At 56.8% G+C, this 21,949-nt stretch carries 18 protein-coding genes and 4 pseudogenes; 14 read left to right on the top strand and 8 right to left on the bottom strand.

From position 1 onward, the window contains the following. Positions 1-24 precede the first annotated feature (24 nt). The 3 genes from clpP to bolA form a co-directional block, all read right to left on the bottom strand. The gene (clpP, locus tag SGP1_RS05765; protein ID WP_011410534.1) at positions 25-648 is read right to left on the bottom strand and encodes an ATP-dependent Clp endopeptidase proteolytic subunit ClpP; all 624 of its coding nucleotides are present in this window, start codon (positions 646-648) and stop codon (positions 25-27) included. Positions 649-1,039: 391 nt separating this feature from the next. Continuing rightward, on the bottom strand, positions 1,040-2,344 hold the full coding sequence (gene tig, locus SGP1_RS05760) for a trigger factor (protein WP_011410533.1): 1,305 nt from the start codon (positions 2,342-2,344) through the stop codon (positions 1,040-1,042). Positions 2,345-2,662: 318 nt separating this feature from the next. Then, positions 2,663-2,980 carry a transcriptional regulator BolA gene (bolA, locus tag SGP1_RS05755; protein ID WP_011410532.1) on the bottom strand — a complete coding sequence of 106 codons (318 nt, stop codon included), beginning with the start codon at positions 2,978-2,980 and terminating at the stop codon, positions 2,663-2,665. A gap of 289 nt (positions 2,981-3,269) precedes the next feature. Between bolA and SGP1_RS05750 the strand changes: the two genes are divergently transcribed. The 8 genes and pseudogenes from SGP1_RS05750 to SGP1_RS05715 all read left to right on the top strand — a co-directional run bounded on the left by SGP1_RS05750 (position 3,270) and on the right by SGP1_RS05715 (position 12,113). After that, positions 3,270-3,848, top strand: coding sequence for a lipoprotein (locus tag SGP1_RS05750; protein ID WP_011410531.1), 579 nt, complete (start codon positions 3,270-3,272; stop codon positions 3,846-3,848). A 61-nt stretch (positions 3,849-3,909) separates the two neighbouring features. Next, positions 3,910-5,306 (top strand): annotated as a pseudogene (locus SGP1_RS05745) (AmpG family muropeptide MFS transporter). A 462-nt stretch (positions 5,307-5,768) separates the two neighbouring features. Continuing rightward, a complete protein-coding gene (gene cyoA / locus SGP1_RS05740; RefSeq protein WP_011410530.1) occupies positions 5,769-6,698 on the top strand; it encodes a cytochrome o ubiquinol oxidase subunit II in 930 nt (309 codons plus the stop codon). Positions 6,699-6,703: 5 nt separating this feature from the next. Then, complete coding sequence (gene cyoB / locus SGP1_RS05735; protein ID WP_011410529.1) at positions 6,704-8,698, top strand: cytochrome o ubiquinol oxidase subunit I; 1,995 nt, start codon at positions 6,704-6,706, stop codon at positions 8,696-8,698. After that, the gene (locus tag SGP1_RS05730) at positions 8,688-9,302 is read left to right on the top strand and encodes a cytochrome o ubiquinol oxidase subunit III (protein WP_011410528.1); all 615 of its coding nucleotides are present in this window, start codon (positions 8,688-8,690) and stop codon (positions 9,300-9,302) included. Before cyoB ends, SGP1_RS05730 begins: the two co-directional genes overlap by 11 nt. Further along, positions 9,302-9,634, top strand: a complete 333-nt coding sequence (locus SGP1_RS05725; RefSeq protein ID WP_011410527.1) for a cytochrome o ubiquinol oxidase subunit IV — start codon at positions 9,302-9,304, stop codon at positions 9,632-9,634. Before SGP1_RS05730 ends, SGP1_RS05725 begins: the two co-directional genes overlap by 1 nt. A gap of 15 nt (positions 9,635-9,649) precedes the next feature. Next, complete coding sequence (cyoE, locus tag SGP1_RS05720) at positions 9,650-10,540, top strand: heme o synthase (RefSeq protein WP_011410526.1); 891 nt, start codon at positions 9,650-9,652, stop codon at positions 10,538-10,540. Positions 10,541-10,751: 211 nt separating this feature from the next. Further along, positions 10,752-12,113 (top strand): MFS transporter, encoded by a 1,362-nt coding sequence (locus SGP1_RS05715; protein WP_011410525.1) that lies wholly within the window; start codon positions 10,752-10,754, stop codon positions 12,111-12,113. A gap of 179 nt (positions 12,114-12,292) precedes the next feature. On the opposite strand, the pseudogene SGP1_RS05710 reads toward SGP1_RS05715, so the two are convergent. Beyond that, a pseudogene (locus SGP1_RS05710) lies at positions 12,293-12,783 on the bottom strand (YajQ family cyclic di-GMP-binding protein). Positions 12,784-12,974: 191 nt separating this feature from the next. Here SGP1_RS05710 and panE point away from each other — a divergent pair. After that, a complete protein-coding gene (gene panE / locus SGP1_RS05705; protein WP_011410524.1) occupies positions 12,975-13,886 on the top strand; it encodes a 2-dehydropantoate 2-reductase in 912 nt (303 codons plus the stop codon). Further along, a pseudogene (yajL, locus tag SGP1_RS05700) lies at positions 13,849-14,452 on the top strand (protein deglycase YajL). The gene panE and the pseudogene yajL overlap by 38 nt, the downstream one beginning before the upstream one ends. A gap of 157 nt (positions 14,453-14,609) precedes the next feature. Here the strand turns inward: yajL and thiI are convergent. Continuing rightward, the gene (thiI, locus tag SGP1_RS05695; protein ID WP_011410522.1) at positions 14,610-16,061 is read right to left on the bottom strand and encodes a tRNA uracil 4-sulfurtransferase ThiI; all 1,452 of its coding nucleotides are present in this window, start codon (positions 16,059-16,061) and stop codon (positions 14,610-14,612) included. 218 nt (positions 16,062-16,279) lie between these two features. Between thiI and xseB the strand changes: the two genes are divergently transcribed. The 4 genes and pseudogenes from xseB to SGP1_RS26705 all read left to right on the top strand — a co-directional run. Further along, entirely contained in the window at positions 16,280-16,528 is a 249-nt protein-coding gene (gene xseB, locus SGP1_RS05690) for an exodeoxyribonuclease VII small subunit (RefSeq protein WP_011410521.1), read from the top strand. Then, positions 16,525-17,427, top strand: coding sequence for a (2E,6E)-farnesyl diphosphate synthase (ispA, locus tag SGP1_RS05685; protein WP_011410520.1), 903 nt, complete (start codon positions 16,525-16,527; stop codon positions 17,425-17,427). Before xseB ends, ispA begins: the two co-directional genes overlap by 4 nt. A gap of 37 nt (positions 17,428-17,464) precedes the next feature. Further along, on the top strand, positions 17,465-19,327 hold the full coding sequence (dxs, locus tag SGP1_RS05680) for a 1-deoxy-D-xylulose-5-phosphate synthase (RefSeq protein ID WP_011410409.1): 1,863 nt from the start codon (positions 17,465-17,467) through the stop codon (positions 19,325-19,327). A 162-nt stretch (positions 19,328-19,489) separates the two neighbouring features. Next, positions 19,490-19,805: pseudogene (locus SGP1_RS26705) on the top strand (aldo/keto reductase); the annotation flags it as partial. 161 nt (positions 19,806-19,966) lie between these two features. Here the strand turns inward: SGP1_RS26705 and pgpA are convergent. The 3 genes from pgpA to nusB form a co-directional block, all read right to left on the bottom strand. Continuing rightward, positions 19,967-20,467, bottom strand: coding sequence for a phosphatidylglycerophosphatase A (gene pgpA / locus SGP1_RS05675; protein ID WP_011410408.1), 501 nt, complete (start codon positions 20,465-20,467; stop codon positions 19,967-19,969). After that, positions 20,464-21,450 carry a thiamine-phosphate kinase gene (gene thiL / locus SGP1_RS05670; protein ID WP_011410407.1) on the bottom strand — a complete coding sequence of 329 codons (987 nt, stop codon included), beginning with the start codon at positions 21,448-21,450 and terminating at the stop codon, positions 20,464-20,466. Before thiL ends, pgpA begins: the two co-directional genes overlap by 4 nt. Positions 21,451-21,522: 72 nt before the next feature. Beyond that, a complete protein-coding gene (gene nusB, locus SGP1_RS05665) occupies positions 21,523-21,942 on the bottom strand; it encodes a transcription antitermination factor NusB (RefSeq protein ID WP_011410406.1) in 420 nt (139 codons plus the stop codon). Positions 21,943-21,949 lie beyond the last annotated feature (7 nt).

Here is a 21,949-nt window from a genome sequence, read left to right as displayed (position 1 = left end):
CTATCGGATTCCGCCATTGAGCAATTACGTGCGCTGACTCAATACGGAATCCACTAATCCATAGTCTACCGCCTCAGGAGCGGAGAGGAAACGATCGCGTTCAGTATCCCGCTCTATTACTTCAAGAGGCTGCCCTGTATGTTTTGCCATCAATTCATTCATCCGCGCCTTGACCTTCAGGATTTCACGGGCGTGAATTTCGATATCGGTGGCCTGACCCTGAAAACCGCCTAGCGGCTGATGAATCATCACCCGCGAATTGGGCAGGCAAAAACGCTTGCCTTTGGCGCCGGCGGCCAGCAGGAATGCGCCCATGGAGGCGGCTTGCCCCATACAGAACGTGCTGACATCGGGCTTGATGAATTGCATAGTGTCATAAATCGACATCCCGGCGGTGATCACCCCGCCCGGCGAGTTGATGTACAGGTAGATGTCTTTTTCTGGATTTTCCGCTTCCAAAAACATCATCTGCGCCACAATCAGATTCGCCATGTGATCTTCGACCTGACCGGTCATGAAGATAATCCGTTCTTTCAGCAGGCGCGAAAAGATATCGTATGAACGCTCTCCGCGTGAAGTCTGTTCCACCACCATCGGCACCAGAGCCATATGAGGTGCAAAGTTATCTTGTTCGCCACTGTATGACATTATCGTCTCCTAGAAATAAAGCTTTCGGCGCCTGTGTTTCCGATTTTACGTGAGATGCGGCGTCATCGCCATGTCCTAAGAAGTCGCCGGTCCGCTGAACGGTTTTCGGCCCGCATCTGATCTGCGCGGCTTTTTCTCCCTTCTCCCTCTAATTGGGGGATCGCGGCGCCCTTTTCAAGGCCGCAGCTGTACTATTTCAGCGCCGGACATTACCGGGTATTTCAGCGGCGCACCTTCTTTTTAACACTGCTTACCCGTTAAATATAGCGCTATTTATCACCGTCAATAGTATGAAAAGCTTATACAAACAAAAAGCCTGCCACCGCAGGATGACAGGCTTTAAGGATGACGGCTTAGCCTAAGACCGCGCGCGGTCCGATGACGACGGCGCTTACGCCGCGCTCGGCTGATTCATCAACTCATTGAAGCCGGTTTCTTTTTCCGTCACGCGGGAGTTGGCGAGCAGCGCTTCCACCGCCTGTTCTTCCAGCGCTACGTTACGCATGTTGTCCATCAGCTCTTTATTCTTGCCGTAGAACTCGATGACTTCTTTCGGATCTTCATAGGCGGACGCCATTTCTTCAATCAGCGCGCTGACGCGGGCTTCATCCGCTTTCAGTTCATGTTTGCGGATGACTTCACCCAGCAGCAGACCGACCTTGACGCGGCGCTTCGCCTGCTCTTCAAACAGCTCGCGCGGTAATTCTAGCGCCTGTTTCTCGTTGCCGCCGAAACGCTGTGCCGCCTGACGTTTCAGCACGTCGATTTCACCGTCGACCAGCGCCGCGGGAACATGAATGTCGTTCGCGTTAAGCAGACCGTCGATGACCTGCGTTTTCACGCGGTTGCGCACGGCGTTTTTCAGCTCGCGCTCCATGTTTTTACGCACTTCAGCGCGCAGCCCCTCAAGGGAAACGTCAGCAACGCCGAAACGTTTGATGAAAGCTTCATCCAATTCAGGCAATTCGCGCTGCTCGACTTTTTTCAGCTCAACGGCGAACTTGGCGGCCTTTCCTTTCAGATTTTCCGCATGGTAGTCTTCCGGGAAGGTGACGCTGATGTCGAAGCTTTCGCCTGCTTTATGACCGATGACGCCCTCTTCAAACCCGGGGATCATACGGCCCTGGCCCATGGCCAGTACGAAGTCGGTGGCTTTGCCGCCGTCAAACGCTTCGCCGTCAATGGTACCCGTGAAGTCGACGGTGACGCGGTCTTCCGCGCCGGCGGCATCCGTGGTTTCTTTCCAGTCGGCCTGCTGTTTTTGCAGCGTATCCAGCATGGTGTCGACGTCGGCGTCTTTCACTTCTACGCGCGGTTTTTCGACTTCGATGGTGTCCAGACCCATCAGTTCAACTTCCGGGTACACTTCAAATTCCACCGCATAGCTGAAATCTTCACCGGTCTTGTATTCGCCCGGGACATAATTCGGCGCGCCTACCGGATTGATTTTTTCCTGGATAATGGCGTCGACAAAGTTACGCTGCATCAGGTCGCCCAGCACGTCCTGACGGACGGAGGCGCCATAGCGCTGCGCAACGATATTCATGGGAACTTTCCCTTTGCGAAAACCGTCAATGCAGACTTTTTTGGCGACGTTCACCAATTCGCTTTTCACCGCTTGCTCAATCGTATCGGCGGCAACGGTAATGTTTACGCGGCGCCCCAGGCCTTCAGTGGTCTCAACAGAAACTTGCATCTCGTTACCTCAAAAAATCACAGTGCTCGATCAACGCCAGAAGCCGTTTTCAAAGAAGCGGTCATCCAGGTCCACTGACGTGAAAATGGCCTCTTTAGATCCGGGTGGTCTGAGGAATCAAAACCTGTTGCCCGTTGTCGTCAGAAGCATCCCGAATACCTTCCGGAAATATAAGACGCGGCATTATAGCGGGATAGGGTTTATGAGTCGAGGACGGCGCGCAAATTGCGCGCTGCGGGGCGGGAACGTGGTCAAGAGAAACGGCCGGCGGGCCATCTCCCCGCCCTTCCGGCGCGTTGAACTTTGTCCGTTTACGGCTTAAGCCGTCAGGCCGGCGCCCCGGCAAGGGGGTGACGCCGGTACCGTATCCTGCAGCCCCTCCCACTCTTTTACGGTGTAGGTGTGCAGCGCCAGCGCATGGACAGGCCCCGCCAGTTCATCCGCCAGAACGCCATATATCGCGCGGTGGCGGCTAAGGATACGCTCGCCGTTGAACCGATCGCTGACCAATACCACTTTGAAATGACTCTCAGAGCCCGCCAGGACGTTATGCTGATAGCTTTCGTCCACGACCTCCAAATACAGCGGAGTAAACTCTGCCCTGATTTTTGTTTCTATTTGCTCGCGAATCATCATCTCTTCTCCTCAACGCCAGGCAGAGCTCTTTGCTCCGTCAGTTAAAATTTTAGCTGAATATTATTTAACGCCTAGCTTTTAAGCGACAAATTTCACGCCCGACGCCCCAAGTCGTCCTGCACGGGGCCATTGCACGGTATGGCTCAGGGCCGGACGGCGTTTGGCACGCGCGACACGGCAAAATGTTCGGTAACGTAAATTAGCGCGATTTGGGGCTTTCCCCTCCCGTCGGCGATGCTATGATGAGGCCATTTTCACCTTCCCTATCCTGATGAATGAGAAAGCTTATATGCTGAAAAAATACCTGATGCCGTTTGTGGCAATACTGTTACTCTCCGGCTGCGCCGCCAGCACCAATACGCTGGATATTTCACCCAAGATCCAGTTGCCGCAGCAGGATCCGTCGCTGATGGGCGTTACCGTCAGCGTTAACGGCGCCGACCAGCGGCCGGATCAGGCGTTGGCCAAGGTCAACCGCGACGGCCAGCTGGTGACCCTGACGCCGTCGCGCGATCTGCGTTTCCTGCTACAGGAAGTGCTGGAAAAACAGATGACCGCCCGCGGTTACATGATTGGTCCGAACGGCGCCGTGGATTTGCAGATCGTGGTCAATAAACTTTACGCCGATGTTACCGAAGGTAATGTGCGCTATAACATCACCACGCGGGCGGATATCTCTATCATCGCCCAGGCGAAAAACGGCAACAAGCAAGTGAAGAGCTACCAGTCGGTGTACAATGTGCAGGGTGCCTTCCGCGCGGCCAATGACAAAATCACTAGCGCCGTGGACAGCGTGCTGGCAGACGTGATCAACGACATGGCGAATGACAGCAGCGTCAACAGTTTCATTAAACAAAACGCGCGCTAGGCTTCCCCGTTCACCCGCCTGCCCGCGGTGCCGGGCAGGTTAACCCGAAAGCCGTATGACCATGACCTCCGTTCGTCTTGCTACCCTGACCCAGCGCCGTTCCGTCATTCTGCTGTGCCTCGGCTTTGCCTCCAGCTTACCGCTGGCGCTCACCTCCGGGACATTGCAGGCCTGGATGACGGTGGCCCAGCTGTATCTGAAAACCATCGGCTTCTTCTCGCTGGTCGGGCAGGCGTACGTCTTCAAGTTCCTGTGGTCGCCGGTAATGGATCGCTACAGTCCGCCGCTGATGGGCCGCCGGCGCGGCTGGCTGGTGATTTGTCAATTACTGCTCATCATGGGTCTGCTGGCGATGGGCACCCTTGATCCGGGGCGCAATCTGGCGTGGTTAGCGGCGCTGGCGGTATGGGTGGCTTTTTGCTCCGCCTCGCAGGATATCGTGTTTGACGCCTACAAGACCGATCTGCTGCCGGCGCAGGAGCTCGGCACCGGCGCCGCAGTCTCGGTGCTGGGCTATCGGCTGGCCATGCTGGTGTCCGGCGGTCTGGCGCTATGGCTGGCGGACCGCTGGCTCGGCTGGCAGGCCACCTATTGGATGATGGCCGCCCTCATGCTGCTGGGCCTTGTCAGCACCCTGCTGGCGCCGAAGCCGGACCAGGCAATACCCAAGCCGGCCAGTCTGTAGCAGGCGGTGATAGCGCCGCTGCGCGATTTCTTCGGCCGCGATAACGCCTGGCTCGTCTTGATGCTGATTGTGCTTTACAAGCTCGGCGATGCCTTCGCACTCAGTCTGAGTACCACCTTCCTTATTCGCGGCGTCGGCTTCGACGCCGGTCAGGTCGGGATGATTAACAAAAGTCTGGGGCTGTTGGCGACCCTGGTCGGTACGCTGGCGGGCGGATTGCTGATGCAGCGGTTGTCGCTGTTTCGCGCCCTGTTGCTGTTCGGGCTCTTGCAGACGGTATCCAACGCCGGCTATTGGGCGCTGGCGGTGAACGATAAGCATCTGTGGTCGATGGCCGCGGCGGTCTTCGTCGAGAACCTGTGCGGCGGCATGGGTACCGCGGCTTTCGTCGCGCTGCTGTCGGCGCTAGCTGCCGTTGGCCGGGTCTATATCGGCCCCCTCGCCGGCTGGTTTGTCGAATTGCACGGCTGGGCCTGGTTTTATCTCTTCTCCGTGGCGATATCTTTCCCGGGTCTGGGCCTGCTCATGCTGTGCCGCACTACGCTAACCCTCACCCAGCATACCGGCGAATTCCTGCACCGTGGCCATTTCAACGCCGGTTATCGCCTGGCGCAACGGCTGTTGGCGTGCTGGTGGTGCTGGCCAAGGCCGCGGGCATGGTGTCGACCGGTACGATCATGAATTTATGTTGGAAAATAGGTGCCCTTCTGCTCACGGTGAGTATACTCATGGGGTGCGTACTCGATTATCGCGCCATGAAACGATCCCGCTAGCCGAAGCACTGTGACGTGTCATCGATGACCCAGGGCAGTGCGGCGCCGAATAAAATTTCGCGGCGGCGGTCGCATTCCGACTTATTACTGTTTCGGCTTAAGGTCATTTTTTTAATTATGTTGCAGGAGTGACAGTTTATCGCCTCTACTATTTTACAGGGTTCATATTTACGTATTTGTAGTTTCTTTGTCAAAGAATGATATTGATTTGTTAACGCGATGATACAGATTGCACGCCGTTATTCTTTCCGTTAACGGAATCGGGGTATTCTGAAGGTTAATTCTCTAACCCTTTGTCGCGATTAATATTTTGTCATCATTCCCAACAGGTGTGACACGCCTGGCAGAATGCAGAAACATGTTTCTGACATAAGCTTAAGCGTGTTTACAGTACTGCAACCTTCCCGTAAAATGCCCACACACAAGAAACGACATTAGAGCACATTTTATTGAGGTCGTTAAATGAGACTCAGGAAATACAATAAATATTTAGGGATGTTGTCGCTGTTTAGCGTCGCCGCCTTAGTTAGCGGCTGCAGTGACATGGTGTTAATGAATCCCAAGGGACAGATTGGACTGGAGCAACGTTCATTAATACTGACCGCCTTCGGGCTGATGTTGATCGTCGTGATACCCGCTGTCGTCATGGCATTCGTCTTTGCCATTAAATATCGCGCATCCAATACCAAGGCAACGTACAGCCCCAACTGGTCCCACTCCAGCAAGGTGGAACTGGTAGTGTGGACGGTACCCATCCTTATCATCATTTTCCTGGCCACCCTGACCTGGAAGTCGACCCATGCGCTGGATCCGAGCAAACCCATTGTCTCAGACGCCAAACCTGTCACCATTCAAGTTGTCGCCATGGACTGGAAATGGCTGTTCATTTACCCGGAGCAAGGCATCGCTACGGTAAACGAAATCGCTTTCCCGGCCAACGTACCGGTGAAATTCGATATTACCTCCAATTCGGTCATGAATTCCTTCTTTATTCCCCAGTTGGGCGGCCAGATTTATGCCATGGCCGGTATGAATGCCACCCTGCATCTCATTGCCAACGAGCCGGGCAGCTATAAAGGCATTTCAGCGAACTTCAGCGGCCGGGGCTTTTCCGGTATGAAATTCACCGCCGTCGCCACGCCGGATCAAGCCGGTTTCGACCAGTGGGTTCAGAAGGTCAAGGCATCACCGGAAACGCTTGGCACCATGCAGGCTTACGAGCAGCTGGCGGCGCCGAGCGAGTATCATCCGGTTGAGTACTTCTCCAGCGTTAAACCCAGTCTGTACCAGGATGTGATCGGCAAATTCATGGGCAAGGGGACGAGTATTGCCACCACCCAGGACGAAGGGATGTACATGGGTGAACACTCTCACACGGGTACAGAGGAATAATAACGATGTTCGGAAAATTAACGCTTGATTCGGTTCCGTACCATGAACCGATCATTATGATAACCGTCGCCGCCATCATTGTGATTGGTCTGGGGCTGGTGGCCGCCATTACCTATTTTGGTAAGTGGCAATATCTTTGGCATGAGTGGTTCACCTCGGTAGACCATAAGAAAATCGGCATCATGTACATAATCGTGGCGTTCGTGATGCTGCTGCGCGGCTTTGCCGACGCCATCATGATGCGTTCGCAGCAGGCGCTGGCCTCGGCGGGCGAAGCGGGCTTTCTGCCGCCGCATCACTATGACCAGGTGGTAACCGCCCACGGCGTTATCATGATCATCTTCATGGCGACGCCATTCGTGGTCGGCCTGATGAACCTGGCCGTGCCGCTGCAAATCGGCGCCCGCGACGTTGCTTTCCCTTTCCTGAACTCCCTGAGTTTCTGGTTCTTCGTCGTCGGTGTTATCCTGATAAACGTCTCCCTCGGCGTGGGTGAATTCGCCCAAACCGGTTGGGTAGCCTATCCGCCGCTGGCGGGCAAGGAGTACAGTCCCGGCGTCGGGGTCGATTACTGGATCTGGAGTATTCAGATAGCCGGTATCGGGACCACCCTGACCGGCGTGAACTTCTTCGCCACCATTTTGCGGATGCGCGCGCCCGGCATGCCGATGATGAAAATGCCGGTCTTTACCTGGGCCGCGCTGTGCACCAACGTGCTTATCATCGCCGCGTTCCCGATTTTGACCGTGACCATCGTACTGCTGACCCTGGATCGCTATCTGGGCACCCATTTCTTCACCAATGACATGGGTGGCAATATGATGATGTACATCAACCTGTTCTGGGCATGGGGCCATCCGGAAGTGTACATACTGGTGCTGCCGGTATTCGGCGTGTTCTCGGAGTTGGTCGCCACCTTCTCGAAAAAGCGCCTGTTTGGCTATACCTCGCTGGTGTGGGCAACCATCGCCATTACCGTGCTGTCGTTCTGCGTCTGGCTGCATCACTTCTTTACCATGGGGTCCGGCGCCAACGTCAACGCCTTCTTCGGCATCATGACGATGATCATCGCCATCCCGACCGGGGTGAAGATTTTCAACTGGCTGTTCACCATTTATCAGGGCCGCGTGGTGCTTAACTCCCCGATGCTGTGGACCGTGGGCTTCGTCATCACCTTCTCCATCGGCGGGATGACCGGCGTGCTGCTGGCGGTGCCCGGCGCCGACTTCGTGTTGCATAACAGCCTGTTTTTGATCGCCCACTTCCATAACGTCATTATCGGCGGTGTAGTGTTCGGCTGCTTCGCCGGTATGACCTACTGGTTCCCGAAAGCGTTTGGCTATACCCTGAACGAAACCTGGGGCAAGCGCGCTTTCTGGTTCTGGATTATTGGGTTCTACGTCGCCTTTATGCCGCTTTATGCGCTGGGCTTCATGGGGATGACCCGCCGTCTGAGCCAGCAAATCGACCCCGTTTTCCATCCTCTGTTGATGGTGGCCGCCGCCGGCGCCGCGCTTATCGCGCTGGGTATCCTGTGCCAGGTCATCCAGATTGTGGTCAGCGTGCGCGATCGGGAACAGAACCGCGACCTGACCGGCGATCCGTGGGGTGGCCGCACCCTGGAATGGGCGACCTCCTCTCCCCCGCCGTTCTATAACTTTGCCATCGTGCCGGAAGTTAACAATCAGCGCGATGTGTTCTGGGAAATGAAGGAAGAAGGGTCCGCCTATCAGAAACCGCTGGCGTATGAACCGATTCATATGCCGAAAAACACCGGCGCCGGCGTAGTTATTGCCGCCTTTAGCCTGGTGTTCAGCTTTGCTCTGATCTGGCATATCTGGTGGCTAGCGATCGTCGGGTTTGCCGGCATGATCGTGACCTGGATAGTTCACAGCTTCAATGAAGACGTGGATTATTATGTGCCGGTAGAGGAAGTCGAACGTATCGAGAACCGGCATTTTGACCAAATCAGTGAAGCGGGCGTGAAGAATGTCAACTAAGATCCTATCCAATCATGAAGCCGCCCATACCGAGCATGGGCACCACGATGCGGGAGCCACCAAAGTATTCGGCTTCTGGATCTACCTGATGAGCGACTGTATTCTGTTCGCCACCCTGTTCGCCACCTATGCCGTGCTGAGCAATAGCGTGGCGGGCGGACCGACGGGCAAGGACATTTTCGAGCTGCCATTTGTGCTGGTCGAAACCTTCTTCCTGCTGTTCAGTAGTATCACCTACGGCATGGCTATCCTAGCCATGTACCGCGGTTACAAGAGCCGAGTCAACGTCTGGCTGGGCATGACTTTCCTGTTCGGCCTCGGCTTTATCTGCATGGAACTTTACGAGTTCCATCATTTGATTGCCGAAGGCTATGGGCCGGACCGCAGCGCCTTCCTGTCCGGCTTCTTCACGCTGGTGGGTACCCATGGTTTGCACGTCACCTCCGGCCTAATCTGGATTCTGGTGATGATGGTTCAGGTCTCCCGTCGCGGTCTGACACCGGTTAACCAAACCCGTTTGCAGTGCCTGAGCCTGTTCTGGCACTTCCTGGACGTGGTGTGGATTTGCGTCTTTACCGTGGTGTATTTAATGGGGGCACTTTAATGAGTCATGCATCCGCAGGGCATACTGGCGCCAGCCAAGGCAGCCATAAGTCTTATTTGATTGGTTTTATTCTCTCCATCATCCTGACGGTAATTCCGTTTGCCATAGTGATGCAGGGCTCCGCCAGCGAAAGCATGCTGATCGCGGTGCTGGTGATTTGCGCAGTCGTACAGATTGTGGTTCATCTGGTGTACTTCCTGCACCTCAGTACGTCGTCCGAGCAGCAGTGGAATCTGATAGCCTTTGTGTTTGCGGTGATGATCATCGCCATCCTGGTAGTCGGCTCCTTGTGGATTATGTGGTACCTCAATCACAACTTGATGGGCCACTAACAGAGCACAACGGTAATGATTAAGCAATACCTGCAAGTAACAAAACCAGGAATTATTTTCGGTAATCTAATTTCTGTCATCGGGGGCTTCTTGCTGGCCGCAAAGGGCCAGATTGATTATGCCCTGTTTCTCGCCACGCTGCTCGGTGTGTCGCTGGTGGTCGCCTCGGGTTGTGTGTTTAACAACTATATCGATCGCGATATCGACCGGAAAATGGAAAGGACCAAAAACAGGGTCCTGGTGAAAGGATTAATTTCTCCGAAAGTCAGTCTGGTTTACGCTACGGTGCTGGGTATTGCCGGTTTTGCGTTGTTGTATCTGGCGGCGAATCCGCTGGCCATGTGGCTGGCGGTGATGGGCTTTGTCGTCTATGTCGGCGTGTACAGCCTGTATATGAAGCGCAAATCCGTCTACGGTACGCTTATCGGCAGTTTGTCCGGCGCCGCGCCGCCGGTCATCGGTTACTGCGCCGTCAGCGACGGGTTCGACACCGGCGCACTGATTCTGCTGCTGATCTTCAGTCTGTGGCAAATGCCTCATTCCTATGCCATTGCCATTTTCCGCTTCAAGGACTATCAGGCAGCGTCGATTCCGGTCTTACCGGTCAAACGCGGTATTTCGGTCACGAAACACCACATCACCCTGTATATCATCGGGTTCATGGTGGCCACGCTGATGCTGACGTTGAGCGGTTATGCCGGCTACAAATACCTGATCGTCGCCGCCTCGGTAAGCGTTTGGTGGCTGGGCATGGCGTTGCAGGGCTATAAATCAGCCAATGACGATAAAGTGTGGGCGCGCAAGCTGTTCATTTTCTCGATCGTGGCCATCAACTCGTTGAGCGTGATGATGTCGGTAGACTTCATGGTGCCGTCCGCCAACAACCTGCTCACTTACCTCGGGTAACCCTCGGGGTTACCCGTTCCGGCAGGGCGCACGCCCTGCCCTCTTTCTCACCTTTCACTTCATTAACCGCCAGGGCGTTAAACGCTTTCCGGTGCCGTGCCGGCTAGCACGTCGCGTATGAGCGATGACGTTAACATCTGTTAAATATCATTCGATTTCCCGTCCTGCGTTATGGCATTACAATAGCCCGGTAAGATTTTTCGAGGTAGTGATGAACGACACAAAAATGACCGGCATGGAGCTGCGGGCCACCTGGGGCCTGGGTACGGTATTTTCTTTGCGCATGCTGGGCATGTTCATGGTATTGCCGGTGTTAACCACCTATGGCATGGCGCTACAGGGCGCCAGCGAAGCGCTCATCGGCCTGGCCATCGGTATCTACGGGCTGGCGCAGGCGGTGTTTCAGATCCCCTTCGGACTGGTATCCGACCGCGTCGGCCGCAAGCCGCTTATCGTCGGTGGTTTGCTGATCTTTGCCCTCGGCAGCGCCATCGCCGCGCTGACCGACAGCATATGGGGCGTGATCCTCGGCCGCGCGCTACAGGGATCGGGCGCCATTGCCGCCGTGGTGATGGCGCTGCTGTCGGATTTGACCCGCGAGCAGAACCGCACCAAAGCGATGGCGTTTATCGGCGTCAGTTTTGGCGTGACCTTTGCCATCGCCATGGTGGTCGGCCCCATCATGACCCATGCCATCGGTCTTAGCGGCCTGTTTTGGGGCATCACCGCGCTGGCGTTGGCAGGGGTCGCGCTCACCCTGTTAGTGGTGCCCACCGCCGGCGCCCATACGCTTAATCGAGAATCAGGCATCGTGCGCGGCAGTTTCGGCAAAGTCCTGGCCAATCCGCAGCTGCTGAAACTCAACGTGGGGATTTTTTGCCTGCATGCCATGTTGATATCGAGTTTCGTCGCCCTGCCACCCATGATGGCCCGTGCCGGCTTTTTGCCCGGCGACCAGTGGAAAGTGTACCTGGTCACCATGCTGTTTTCATTCGCCGCGGTGGTGCCGGCCATCATTTATGCCGAAGTCAAACGGCGCATGAAGCGCGTGTTTCTGGGTTGCGTGACGCTGTTGCTAGTTGCCGAGCTGGTATTGCTCGCAGCGGGCGGACATCTCTGGGTCATGTTCGCCGGCATTCAAGTGTTCTTTTTGGCGTTCAACGTCATGGAAGCTATGCTGCCATCGCTTATCAGCAAAGAGTCGCCGGCAGGCTATAAAGGCACCGCTATGGGCGTTTACTCCACCAGCCAGTTTCTCGGCGTGGCGTTCGGTGGCACGCTCGGCGGCTTTCTGTTTCAACTCCAGGGCGACTGGCTGGTCTTTCTGGCAGGAGCGGCAATAGCGCTGACGTGGTGGCTTGTAAGCATTACGCTGCGCGAGCCACCCTATGTAAGCAGTCTGCGCATTGCCCTGCCCGACCGCATGGCGGCCGATGGTCAGTTGGCTCAGCGTCTCCAGGCGCAGCCGGGCGTCACCGAGGTGGTGGTGGTGCCCGAAGAGCGCAGCGCCTATGTCAAGGTCGATACCAAACAGACCAATCGCGCGGCGCTGGAAAAAACGGTCGCTGCCTGAGGGCGGCGTGTCCATCCCGACAGGCCCCAATGCCCCCCCTTCGCGCAGCGGTCACCACCTTAGCGCTATCATCACCCTGCGCCGGCGTGCGTTAGCGCCTAAGGCGACGCGGGAAGGATAAATGGGCCAAGATTAGCTTATAGCGCCGGCAGGAACAAAATTCGGCGCCGCAACGCAGGTTAATCGCGGAAGTTGGTAAACTGGAAGGGTTGCCCCAGCTCCGCACCTTTTACCAGCGCGATGACCTGCTGCAAATCGTCCCGCGCCTTACCGGTAACGCGAACCTGTTCACCTTGTATCTGCGCCTGCACTTTCAGCTTTCTGTCTTTAATCAGTTTGACAATTTTTTTCGCCAGCCCGGTTTCGATCCCCTGCTTGAGCTTGGCGTCGACGCTGTAGGTTTTCCCGCTGTGCTCCAATTCATCCGGTAATTCAATAGCACCACCTTCAATGCCGCGCTTGGCTAACTTATCGCGCAGGATTTCGATAGCTGTTTGACCTGAAAATCGGATTCGCTGGCGGCCTTGATAGACTGATTTTTTTCATTCAACTCAAAGCTTGCCAGGACATTGCGAAAGTCCCAGCCGGTGATCAATTCGCGATTGGCGTTTTCCACCGCATTACGAACTCCTTGCATATCAATTTCTGACACGATATCAAATGAGGGCATACTGTGGCTCCGGCAAGGCAAAATTTGCCCATATCATACCCGCAAGGGCAAAGAGTTAAAAGACGGGATACCCGCAGTAGATTTCGAGCTGGCGTGCATAACCTCCTGCCGTACAGCAGAAAAGTCTATACTTATGGCTCCAAGGTGATGCGCGGGCCGGAGCCCTTTTATTTGGCTACAGGGTAAGGAAAATGAAAATTACCGTTCTGGGTTGTGGCACATTAGGACAGCTGTGGCTAGCGGCGCTTAGCCGTCAGGGACACAACGTTCAGGGATGGCTGAGGGTGCCGCAATCGGTATGCACCGTGGATGTTATCAGCCCAAAAGGGCAGGAAAACCGTTTACAATTGCCCGCCAATAACGCTGAGCATCTGGCCGCAAGCGATCTGTTGCTGGTGACATTGAAAGCCTGGCAGGTATCCGGGGCGGTACGGGCGCTGTTGCCGCAACTGCGCGCCGATTGCGCCATCCTACTGCTGCATAACGGCCTCGGCACGCGTGAGGAGTTACCTGTCCTGATCCAGCCGCTGATTATGGGTACCACCACCCATGCCGCCCACCGTGAAGAGAACAAAATCCACCATATCTATGCCGGCACGACGCGCATCGGTCCCGGCAATAGTCAGGCGCAGCAAAGCAGCGCGATGGCGAAAGTGTTACATCATGCCCTGCCGGAGGTTGCCTGGCATAACAATATCACCGCCTCAAGTTGGGTCAAGCTTGCCGCTAATTGCGTGATAAACCCCCTCACCGCCATTTACAATTGCCGCAACGGTGAGCTGGAACGCTATCCGGCCGAAATCGAAGCCATCTGCCGCGAAGTGGCGATGGTGATGGACCGCGAGGGTTACCATACTCATTATGAAAGCCTGCTGTTCTATGTCGGCCAGGTAATCCGCAGCACCGCGGATAATGTTTCCTCTATGCTGCAGGATGTCCGAGCCCAGCGGCAATCGGAGATAGATTACATTACCGGCCATGTCCTGCGGCGCGCACGTGCGCACGGGCTGAATATGCCGAAGAATCAGCGGCTATTTGATTGGGTGAAACGCAAGGAGGAAAGCTATGGACAAATCGATTCTTCTCTGTCTGGCCGATGGTAGCGAGGAAACCGAAGCCGTCACGACGTTCGATTTGTTGGTACGCGCCGGAATGCAGGTACGCGCGGCCAGCGTCAACGGCGATGGCGGATTGACCATCGTCGGTTCGCGCGGCGTACGGCTGCTGGCCGATGCGCCGCTGGCGCCTTTAGCGGAGCAGCCCTTTGACGCCATTGTCCTCCCCAGCGATATGCAGGGCGCCGAGTGTTTCCAGCGCAGTCCGCTGCTCCTGGAGTGCGTACGCCGAATGCACCTCGACGGTAAACTGGTGGCGGCGATATGCGCCGCCCCGGCCTTGGTATTGCAACACCATCAGCTGTTTAGCCAAGCCTATATGACCGGTTTTCCGGCGCTGAAGGACCGTATTCCCGCCGATCGCTGGGTGGATCAGCGGGTCGTCCATGATGCGCGTTACCGGCTCCTCACCAGCCAGGGGCCGGGGACGGCCATGGATTTCGCCCTGAACATTATCGCGTTGCTCTGCGGCCTTCCGGCCGCGGCCGAGGTGGCGGCCGAGGTGGCGGCACAGGTTAGTACTACCCCAGGGCATTGCAAATTTTCAAGATTAGCTATGTATCAAACCAGAGGTTCGGCGAGCGCGGGCAGAATATGCAGGAGGGGGCTGCAAAAGGCCTGCAGCAGGTGCAGGACAACATGGGCAGCGGGGCAAGACACAACCCGCGGCAGGCGCGGGCCGCATTCTCGCTGGAAGCGCCCGCCGGCAATTTAAGGGCGGTAAACCTTCACGTTTTGGAAGCCCTGCTCGCGCAAATAGAGCGCCTGCAAGCGACTCATCACCCCACGGTCGCAGTACAGTAAGTATAATTTACTCTGATCCAGCTCGCCGAAGTGACTGCCCAACTTGTAAAACGGCAGCGTTTGCACCGCCACATTAGCCAGCGTCAGCGGGCAGCCTTCCTGCTCATCCTGCGAACGGATATCCAGCACGACATCGCCGCTGCCCAACTCCGCGGTGGTTTCCACCTCGGCGACAGGCGCGTTCCCCTCCTCGGCGACCAGCTCGCGGATATCCACCACCTGCGCCTGCGCCACCGCCGTTTCCAGTACGGCAAAATCGAATTGCCCCTCTTCCTGCTCGATACGGCTTTTCACCGCCCGCACGGTTGGGCTTTTGGAAATCACGCCACAGTATTCCGGCATGGTTTTGGCGTACTCTTCCGTGCCAATCTGGTGCGCCAGCGTAATGATATGTTCTTTGTCATGAGAGATAAGCGGACGCAGAATAAGCGTGTCTGACGCGTTGTCAATTAAACGCAGATTAGTCAGCGTCTGGCTGGACACCTGCCCCAGCGCCTCGCCGGTGACCAGCGCCTGAATGCCGTAGCGCTCCGCAATGGCCGACGCCGCACGCACCATCATGCGTTTCAACACTATCCCCATCTGGCCATCTTCCACCTTGGCCAGAATTTCGTTTACCACTGGCGCAAAATCGAGGGACACAAAGCGGACTTTGTGGGACTGGCCAAAGCGGCGCCATAAATGATGCGCCACCTGACGGACACCGATTTCATGCGCCGCGCCGCCAAGATTGAAAAAGCAATAATTAACCCGGCAACCGCGGCGCATCAGCATATAACTGGAGACGCCGGAATCGAAGCCGCCCGAGATAAGCGACAGCACATCTTCCTGGGTACCTATCGGGAAACCGCCAAGCCCTTCGAGGCGCTCGGTTATCAACAGCAGCCGATCATTATCAATTTCCAGCAGAACCGTTTCGTCGGGGTGGGTCAATTTTACGCGGGTATTGTCCACATTCTGGTTTAAACCGCCGCCGACGTAGCGTTCCACGTCCTGGGAGGTGAAATCGTGCGTGCCGCGGCGCTTGACCCGCACGCAAAAGCTTTTGCCCACCAGACGATCGCGGTACATGACCAGCGTTTGCAGGTAAATATCATGCATATCCTGCCAGGGGCGCTCTTCCACCGCCAGGATGTGATGAATCCCGGGGATGAGGGTCAATGCGTCAGCTACCAGAGGACGGTGTTGTTCATCGCCGGCGCGGACCTCGATATGATCCCAATGACGCACCACCGCCACCGACTCATCACAATGTTTGAGAATATTGCGAATATTGCTAGTGAGTATTTTTATAAAGCGCAACCGCACGGATTGGCTTTTTATCGTGATTTCCGGAAACAGTTTGATGATAAACTTCATGGTGATAGTCGTTATTTGATCATTAAAGAGTAACGCGCCGCAACACGTTATATAATGGGACACTGGCCCACGTTAGCCCTGGCGTCGGCCTGTCGCCCTTGCGGCGCGGAGTATACCACTTTATGCCGCGGGATTAAGGCGCAATTTGCTTATCACCGCACTCTGGGCTAACGTGGGCCGCCACTCGCGCCTTCGCTATCTACCGGTAGGATACAGACATGCCAAAAAAAGCAGAAAAACCCGCCAGTTTTGAGACTGCGCTTAAAGAACTGGAGCAGATAGTCACCCGCCTGGAATCCGGTGAACTGCCGCTGGAGCAGGCACTTAATGAATTCGAGCAGGGCGTGCAGCTGGCGCGACAAGGTCAGAAAACCCTGCAACAGGCAGAACAGCGGGTGCAGATTCTGCTAAACGATACGCCAGACGCCCCGCTCGCTCCCTTTGCGCCGGAAAATGATGCGCTATGACTGATTTCGCGCGCGCGCTTGAAAATAGCCGCCAGCAAGTGGACGCGGCGCTGGAACGTTATCTCAGCGTCCTCGCCAATCCGCAGGCTCCCCTTATCCAGGCCATGCGCCACGGCGCTTTGCTGGGGGGCAAACGGCTGCGCCCGTTCCTGGTGTACCAGACCGGCCGGTTGTTCGGGCTTACAGCCGCAAGCCTTGACGCGCCGGCCGCCGCGATTGAGTGTATCCATGCCTATTCTCTGATTCATGACGATCTGCCGGCAATGGATAATGATGCGCTGCGCCGCGGGTTACCGACCTGCCACGTCAAATTCGGCGAAACGACCGCCATTCTGGCCGGCGATGCACTGCAGACGCTGGCCTTCAGCATTCTGGCCGACGTGGAGATGCCGAAGGTGTCGCCACAGGATCGGCTACAAATGATCTCGGCGCTGGCCGCCGCCAGCGGCGCCGACGGTATGTGTCTTGGACAGGCGCTGGATTTAGAGGCCGAGGGGCAGCAGGTCTCCGCCGCGCGCCTCGAGACGATTCACCGCCACAAGACAGGCGCGCTTATCCGCTCGGCGGTTCGGATGGGTGTTCTGGCGGCCGGGGAACGCGGCGGACCGGCGCTGCGCTATCTCGATCGTTTCGCCGCCGCCATCGGCCTGGCTTTCCAGGTACAGGACGACATTCTTGATGTCGTGGGCGACAGCCAGACCACCGGCAAACGACAGGGAGCGGACCAAGCATTGGGTAAAAGCACCTATCCGGCCCTGCTGGGACTGGACATGGCGCGGGCCAAGGCTCAGGATCTGTATCATGAATCCCTGGCGTCCTTAGAATGTGTCGCCGCGCTCGGTTATGATACCGCCACGCTGATGGCGCTGGCGCGCTATATTATTGAACGTGACAAATAAGTGATGCGGTTTTTTACACCTCAGATATGAGTACCCCATGAGCCTTGATATCAAAAAGTATCCGACGCTGGTCCTAGCCGACAATCCTATGGAACTGCGTCAGTTGCCCAAAGAGAGTTTGGTGGCGCTGTGCGACGAGCTGCGGCAATTTCTGCTCGACAGCGTAAGCCGCTCAAGCGGCCATTTCGCCTCGGGGCTGGGCACGGTGGAACTGACGGTGGCGCTGCATTATGTGTACAACACGCCGTTCGACCGGCTGATTTGGGATGTCGGCCATCAGGCTTATCCCCATAAAATCCTGACCGGGCGACGGGACCGTATTGCTACTATTCGCCAGCGTAACGGCCTGCATCCGTTTCCCTGGCGTGGCGAAAGTGAATACGACCAGCTCTCGGTAGGTCATTCCTCCACCTCCATCAGCGCCGGTCTCGGTATGGCGGTGGCGGCGGAACATGAGGGATTGGGCCGCCGCACGGTTTGCGTTATCGGCGATGGCGCCATTACCGCCGGCATGGCCTTCGAGGCCATGAACCATGCCGGCGATATCAAATCTGATTTGCTGGTGGTGCTGAACGACAATGAAATGTCCATTTCGGAAAATGTCGGGGCGCTGAATAACCATTTGGCGCAGATCCTGTCCGGCAAGCTCTACTCGACCCTGCGCGAAGGCGGCAAAAAGGTGCTGTCTGGTATCCCGCCGATTAAAGAGCTGGTGAAGCGCACCGAAGAGCACATTAAAGGCATGGTGGTGCCGGGCACACTGTTCGAGGAGCTGGGGTTTAACTATATCGGCCCGGTGGACGGCCATGATGTCCAGGGACTGGTGCAGACGCTGAAGAATATGCGGGCCAAAAAAGGACCGCAGCTGCTGCATATCATGACGAAAAAAGGCCGTGGCTATGCGCCAGCCGAGAAAGACCCTATCAGTTGGCATGCGGTGCCGAAATTCGATCCCCACATGGGAACCCTGCCGAAAAGCGGCGACGGATGCCCCACTTACTCAGCCATTTTCGGCGACTGGCTGTGCGCCACCGCCGCGGATGATGACAAATTGATGGCGATTACGCCCGCCATGCGCGAAGGCTCCGGCATGGTGGCGTTTTCGCGCCAATATCCGCGCCAGTATTTTGATGTAGCCATCGCCGAGCAGCATGCGGTCACCTTTGCCGCCGGGCTAGCCATCGGCGGGTATCACCCCGTGGTGGCCATCTATTCTACCTTTTTACAGCGCGCCTACGATCAGGTGATCCATGACGTCGCGATACAGAATTTGCCGGTACTGTTTGCCATCGATCGCGGCGGCGTTGTCGGCGCCGACGGGCAGACTCACCAAGGCGCGTTTGATCTCTCCTACCTGCGCTGCATCCCCAATATGGTCATCATGACGCCAAGCGATGAAAACGAATGCCGACTGATGCTGCACACGGGTTATCACTACCAGGCTGGGCCAAGCACAGTGCGCTACCCGCGCGGTAACAGCACCGGCGCCCCGCTCACCGATTTGCATGAACTACCGCTGGGTAAAGGGGTGGTACACCGCCAGGGCGCCGGCGTGGCAATTCTCAATTTCGGTACGTTGCTGCCCCAAGCCGAACACGCGGCGCAAGCGATAAATGCAACCCTGGTGGATATGCGCTTCGTTAAGCCCCTCGACGACACGCTGATAAGCGAGCTGGCCGCCAGCCATCAGGCGCTGGTGACGGTCGAGGAGAATGCCATCATGGGCGGCGCCGGCAGCGGCGTAAACGAGTATGTGATGCAGCAGCGGCTGCAGGTGCCGGTATTGAATATCGGCCTGCCGGACCATTTCATTCCTCAAGGCAGCCAGGAGGAGATCCGCGCGGATCTGGGCCTCGACGGCGCAGGGATACAGCGGCAAATCAAGGATTGGCTGGCTTAAGCCCGCGGCACAGGAGCGCAACCGCGCTCCTTTTTTTGCCGGTGCCCCTCCTTCCCGGGCCGTGCCGCGCGCATCGTGCTTAACCCCCTGTGCCGGCCCGCGTTGACCGCTTAGTGACTTTTTCGTCTGCGCCGGCCCAGGTTAATCCCTAGCGTCGCTATTCAGCCTGCGGGAGAAACGACCGCTAGGGTCGTGTCGGATGAATTTGGCAAGACACTGTATGAACAAAGCGAAGATAACGACGCCCGTATTGCCGAACGGGTCGGCGTGATAGCCAAAGTCCGCGGCGTTTCCCGCGCGCAGGTGGCGCTGGCGTGGATGCTCAGCAAGCCGGCGGTGACGGCGCCCATCGTTGGCGCGTCGCGCCCGGCGCAGTTGGCCGAGCTATTGCAGGCTTACGGAGGTCAAGCTGGACAGCGAAGAGATAGCCGAGCTGGAAACGGCTTACCTATCGCATCACGTGGTAGGCTTTCGCTAGCGGGACCGGCGTTTTCCCTTCACCACCGGCGTTGGGAAAACGCCATGACAGACCGGCCGGTAACGTCTATTCGGCATGAGACAGCGGCCGATGCGTCGTCCTGCATTAAAATAGCGGCCGCAACACCCGCGCCCAATCAAAGCGACCGTGACTGCCCGGTATCAAAACAGCGGCCAGTGGTGTCCTATCCAGTAAAACACGCCGGCGGCGATAATTCCCGCCACCACATCGTCGATAATGATGCCCATACCGCCGTGTACCTTGCGGTCGAACCAGCGAATCGGCCAGGGTTTCCAGATATCAAGCAGCCGGAACAGCAAAAAGCCCGCCAGCACCCAGCGCCAATCGTTTACCGGCAATGCCATCAAGGTGATCCACATGCCGACAAACTCGTCCCAGACAATGCAGCCGTGGTCGTGTACGCCCATATCCCACGCCGTCTGATGGCAAAAATAGACCCCCATGCACAGGCTGAACATAACCGCCAGCGAATAAAGCTGCCACGGCAGCACCACCAACAGGCACCAAATCGGAATCGCCGCCAGCGAACCAATGGTACCGGGCATCCAGGGAAACATCCCGCTGCCAAAACCCGTCGCCAGCAAATGCCAGGGATTGGAGAGTTTAACCCGCCGCTTGGCGACCAGCATATCCATCGTCATGCAATATCGTCCCGTTTGAAATGGTCATACCCGTGCCAGTCATACTCTACCGGCTGGTGATGACGCATAAATTGAATCCCTTCGCTTCGCGGCCCGATTTGGCCGATGCAGGTAAAAGGCGCGCCGGTATGGCTTAAAGCCACATCTAACGCGCCGCGGTTGATTTCAGGCACTGTAAAGCACAGTTCGTAATCTTCGCCGCCGCCGAGCGCCCAGCGCAGCGCCTGGTCGGGTGTGGTGTGGCGCAGCAGCGCCGGTGAATAGGGGATATCGTCCAGATTGATGCGGGCGCCGCAATCACTACGGGTAAGGATATGGCGTAAATCCGTGATAATACCGTCGGAAATGTCGATGGCGGCGCTGGCGAGATCGCGCAGTGCCTGCCCCTGCAAAATACGTGGCTGCGGACGCAAATGACGCGCCAGCAAATATTGCCTGTCCTGTGGATCCAGAACCTGCAGACGCTGTTGCAGTATCGCCAGGCCGGCCGCGCTGTCCCCCAGCGTTCCAGTAACATAGATCCAGTCGCCGATGCAGGCACCGTGGCGGGACAGCGCGCGGCCCGCGGGGACGATACCTTGAATAGTCAGCGTCAGGCTCAGCGGGCCTCGGGTAGTGTCGCCACCGATAAGCTGCATATCGTAATAATCCAACTGCTGGAAAAAGCTGTCGCTAAAGGCGGCCAGCCAATCCTCTTCCACCGAGGGCAAGGTCAGCGCCAGCGAAAGCCAGGCCGGATCTGCCCCTATGGCGGCCAGATCGCTCAAGTTCACCGCCAGCGATTTATAGCCTAAGTCAGACGGACTGATGTCCGGCAGAAAATGCGTGCCCGCCACCAGCGTATCCGTACTGACCGCAATCCACTTTTTCTCAGCTACCGACAGCAGCGCACAGTCATCGCCGATGCCCACCACCACATCCCGGCGCGTACTGCGCATCCGGTTGAAATAGCGGTCAATGAGGTCAAACTCACCACATGCCATACTCTGTCCAAAGTTGTGTTGGTGGTGCTGACGCGGCGTCACGGTGGGAGCGGTTATTCCGACCCCGCCCCGCTATTTTCTGTTGGGACGAATCTGGGGGGCTACCTTGTCCAGCACACCATTAATAAACTTATGACTCTCTTCTGCGCCAAAGGTTTTGGCCAGCTCGATAGCTTCGTTGATAGCGACCTTGTAAGGGACATCCTGACGCTTGCTCAATTCAAACAGCGCAATGCGCAGCACGGCACGCTCAACGTGGCCGAGCTCTTCCAACTGACGTGAAAGGTAGGGCGCCATCAGCTTGTCCAGCTCCTGGGCGTTCGTCGCCGCGCCGGCATACAGATCGCGGAAATAAGCGACATCCACATCCGACGTGTCCTGCTCCGCCAGAAACTGAACTTCGATATCGGCGATGTCGTTATGTGATAATTGCCATGAGTAAAGCGCCTGGACGGCACATTCACGAGCACGGCGACGAGCGGCTGGTTTCACAAAATTC

This window comes from Sodalis glossinidius str. 'morsitans' (assembly GCF_000010085.1).
In the GTDB taxonomy this organism is placed as follows: domain Bacteria; phylum Pseudomonadota; class Gammaproteobacteria; order Enterobacterales; family Enterobacteriaceae; genus Sodalis; species Sodalis glossinidius.
This window is presented reverse-complemented; position numbering and strand designations above follow the sequence as displayed.

Coding starts and splice junctions, on each gene's coding strand:
- ispA (WP_011410520.1), top strand. CDS start 16,525: ATGACTGATTTCGCGCGCGCGCTTGAAAATAGCCGCCAGCAAGTGGAC.
- cyoB (WP_011410529.1), top strand. CDS start 6,704: ATGTTCGGAAAATTAACGCTTGATTCGGTTCCGTACCATGAACCGATC.
- clpP (WP_011410534.1), bottom strand. CDS start 648: ATGTCATACAGTGGCGAACAAGATAACTTTGCACCTCATATGGCTCTG.
- SGP1_RS05730 (WP_011410528.1), top strand. CDS start 8,688: ATGTCAACTAAGATCCTATCCAATCATGAAGCCGCCCATACCGAGCAT.
- SGP1_RS05750 (WP_011410531.1), top strand. CDS start 3,270: ATGCTGAAAAAATACCTGATGCCGTTTGTGGCAATACTGTTACTCTCC.
- thiI (WP_011410522.1), bottom strand. CDS start 16,061: ATGAAGTTTATCATCAAACTGTTTCCGGAAATCACGATAAAAAGCCAA.
- cyoE (WP_011410526.1), top strand. CDS start 9,650: ATGATTAAGCAATACCTGCAAGTAACAAAACCAGGAATTATTTTCGGT.
- dxs (WP_011410409.1), top strand. CDS start 17,465: ATGAGCCTTGATATCAAAAAGTATCCGACGCTGGTCCTAGCCGACAAT.
- bolA (WP_011410532.1), bottom strand. CDS start 2,980: ATGATGATTCGCGAGCAAATAGAAACAAAAATCAGGGCAGAGTTTACT.
- tig (WP_011410533.1), bottom strand. CDS start 2,344: ATGCAAGTTTCTGTTGAGACCACTGAAGGCCTGGGGCGCCGCGTAAAC.
- xseB (WP_011410521.1), top strand. CDS start 16,280: ATGCCAAAAAAAGCAGAAAAACCCGCCAGTTTTGAGACTGCGCTTAAA.
- pgpA (WP_011410408.1), bottom strand. CDS start 20,467: ATGACGATGGATATGCTGGTCGCCAAGCGGCGGGTTAAACTCTCCAAT.
- cyoA (WP_011410530.1), top strand. CDS start 5,769: ATGAGACTCAGGAAATACAATAAATATTTAGGGATGTTGTCGCTGTTT.
- SGP1_RS05715 (WP_011410525.1), top strand. CDS start 10,752: ATGAACGACACAAAAATGACCGGCATGGAGCTGCGGGCCACCTGGGGC.
- thiL (WP_011410407.1), bottom strand. CDS start 21,450: ATGGCATGTGGTGAGTTTGACCTCATTGACCGCTATTTCAACCGGATG.
- panE (WP_011410524.1), top strand. CDS start 12,975: ATGAAAATTACCGTTCTGGGTTGTGGCACATTAGGACAGCTGTGGCTA.
- SGP1_RS05725 (WP_011410527.1), top strand. CDS start 9,302: ATGAGTCATGCATCCGCAGGGCATACTGGCGCCAGCCAAGGCAGCCAT.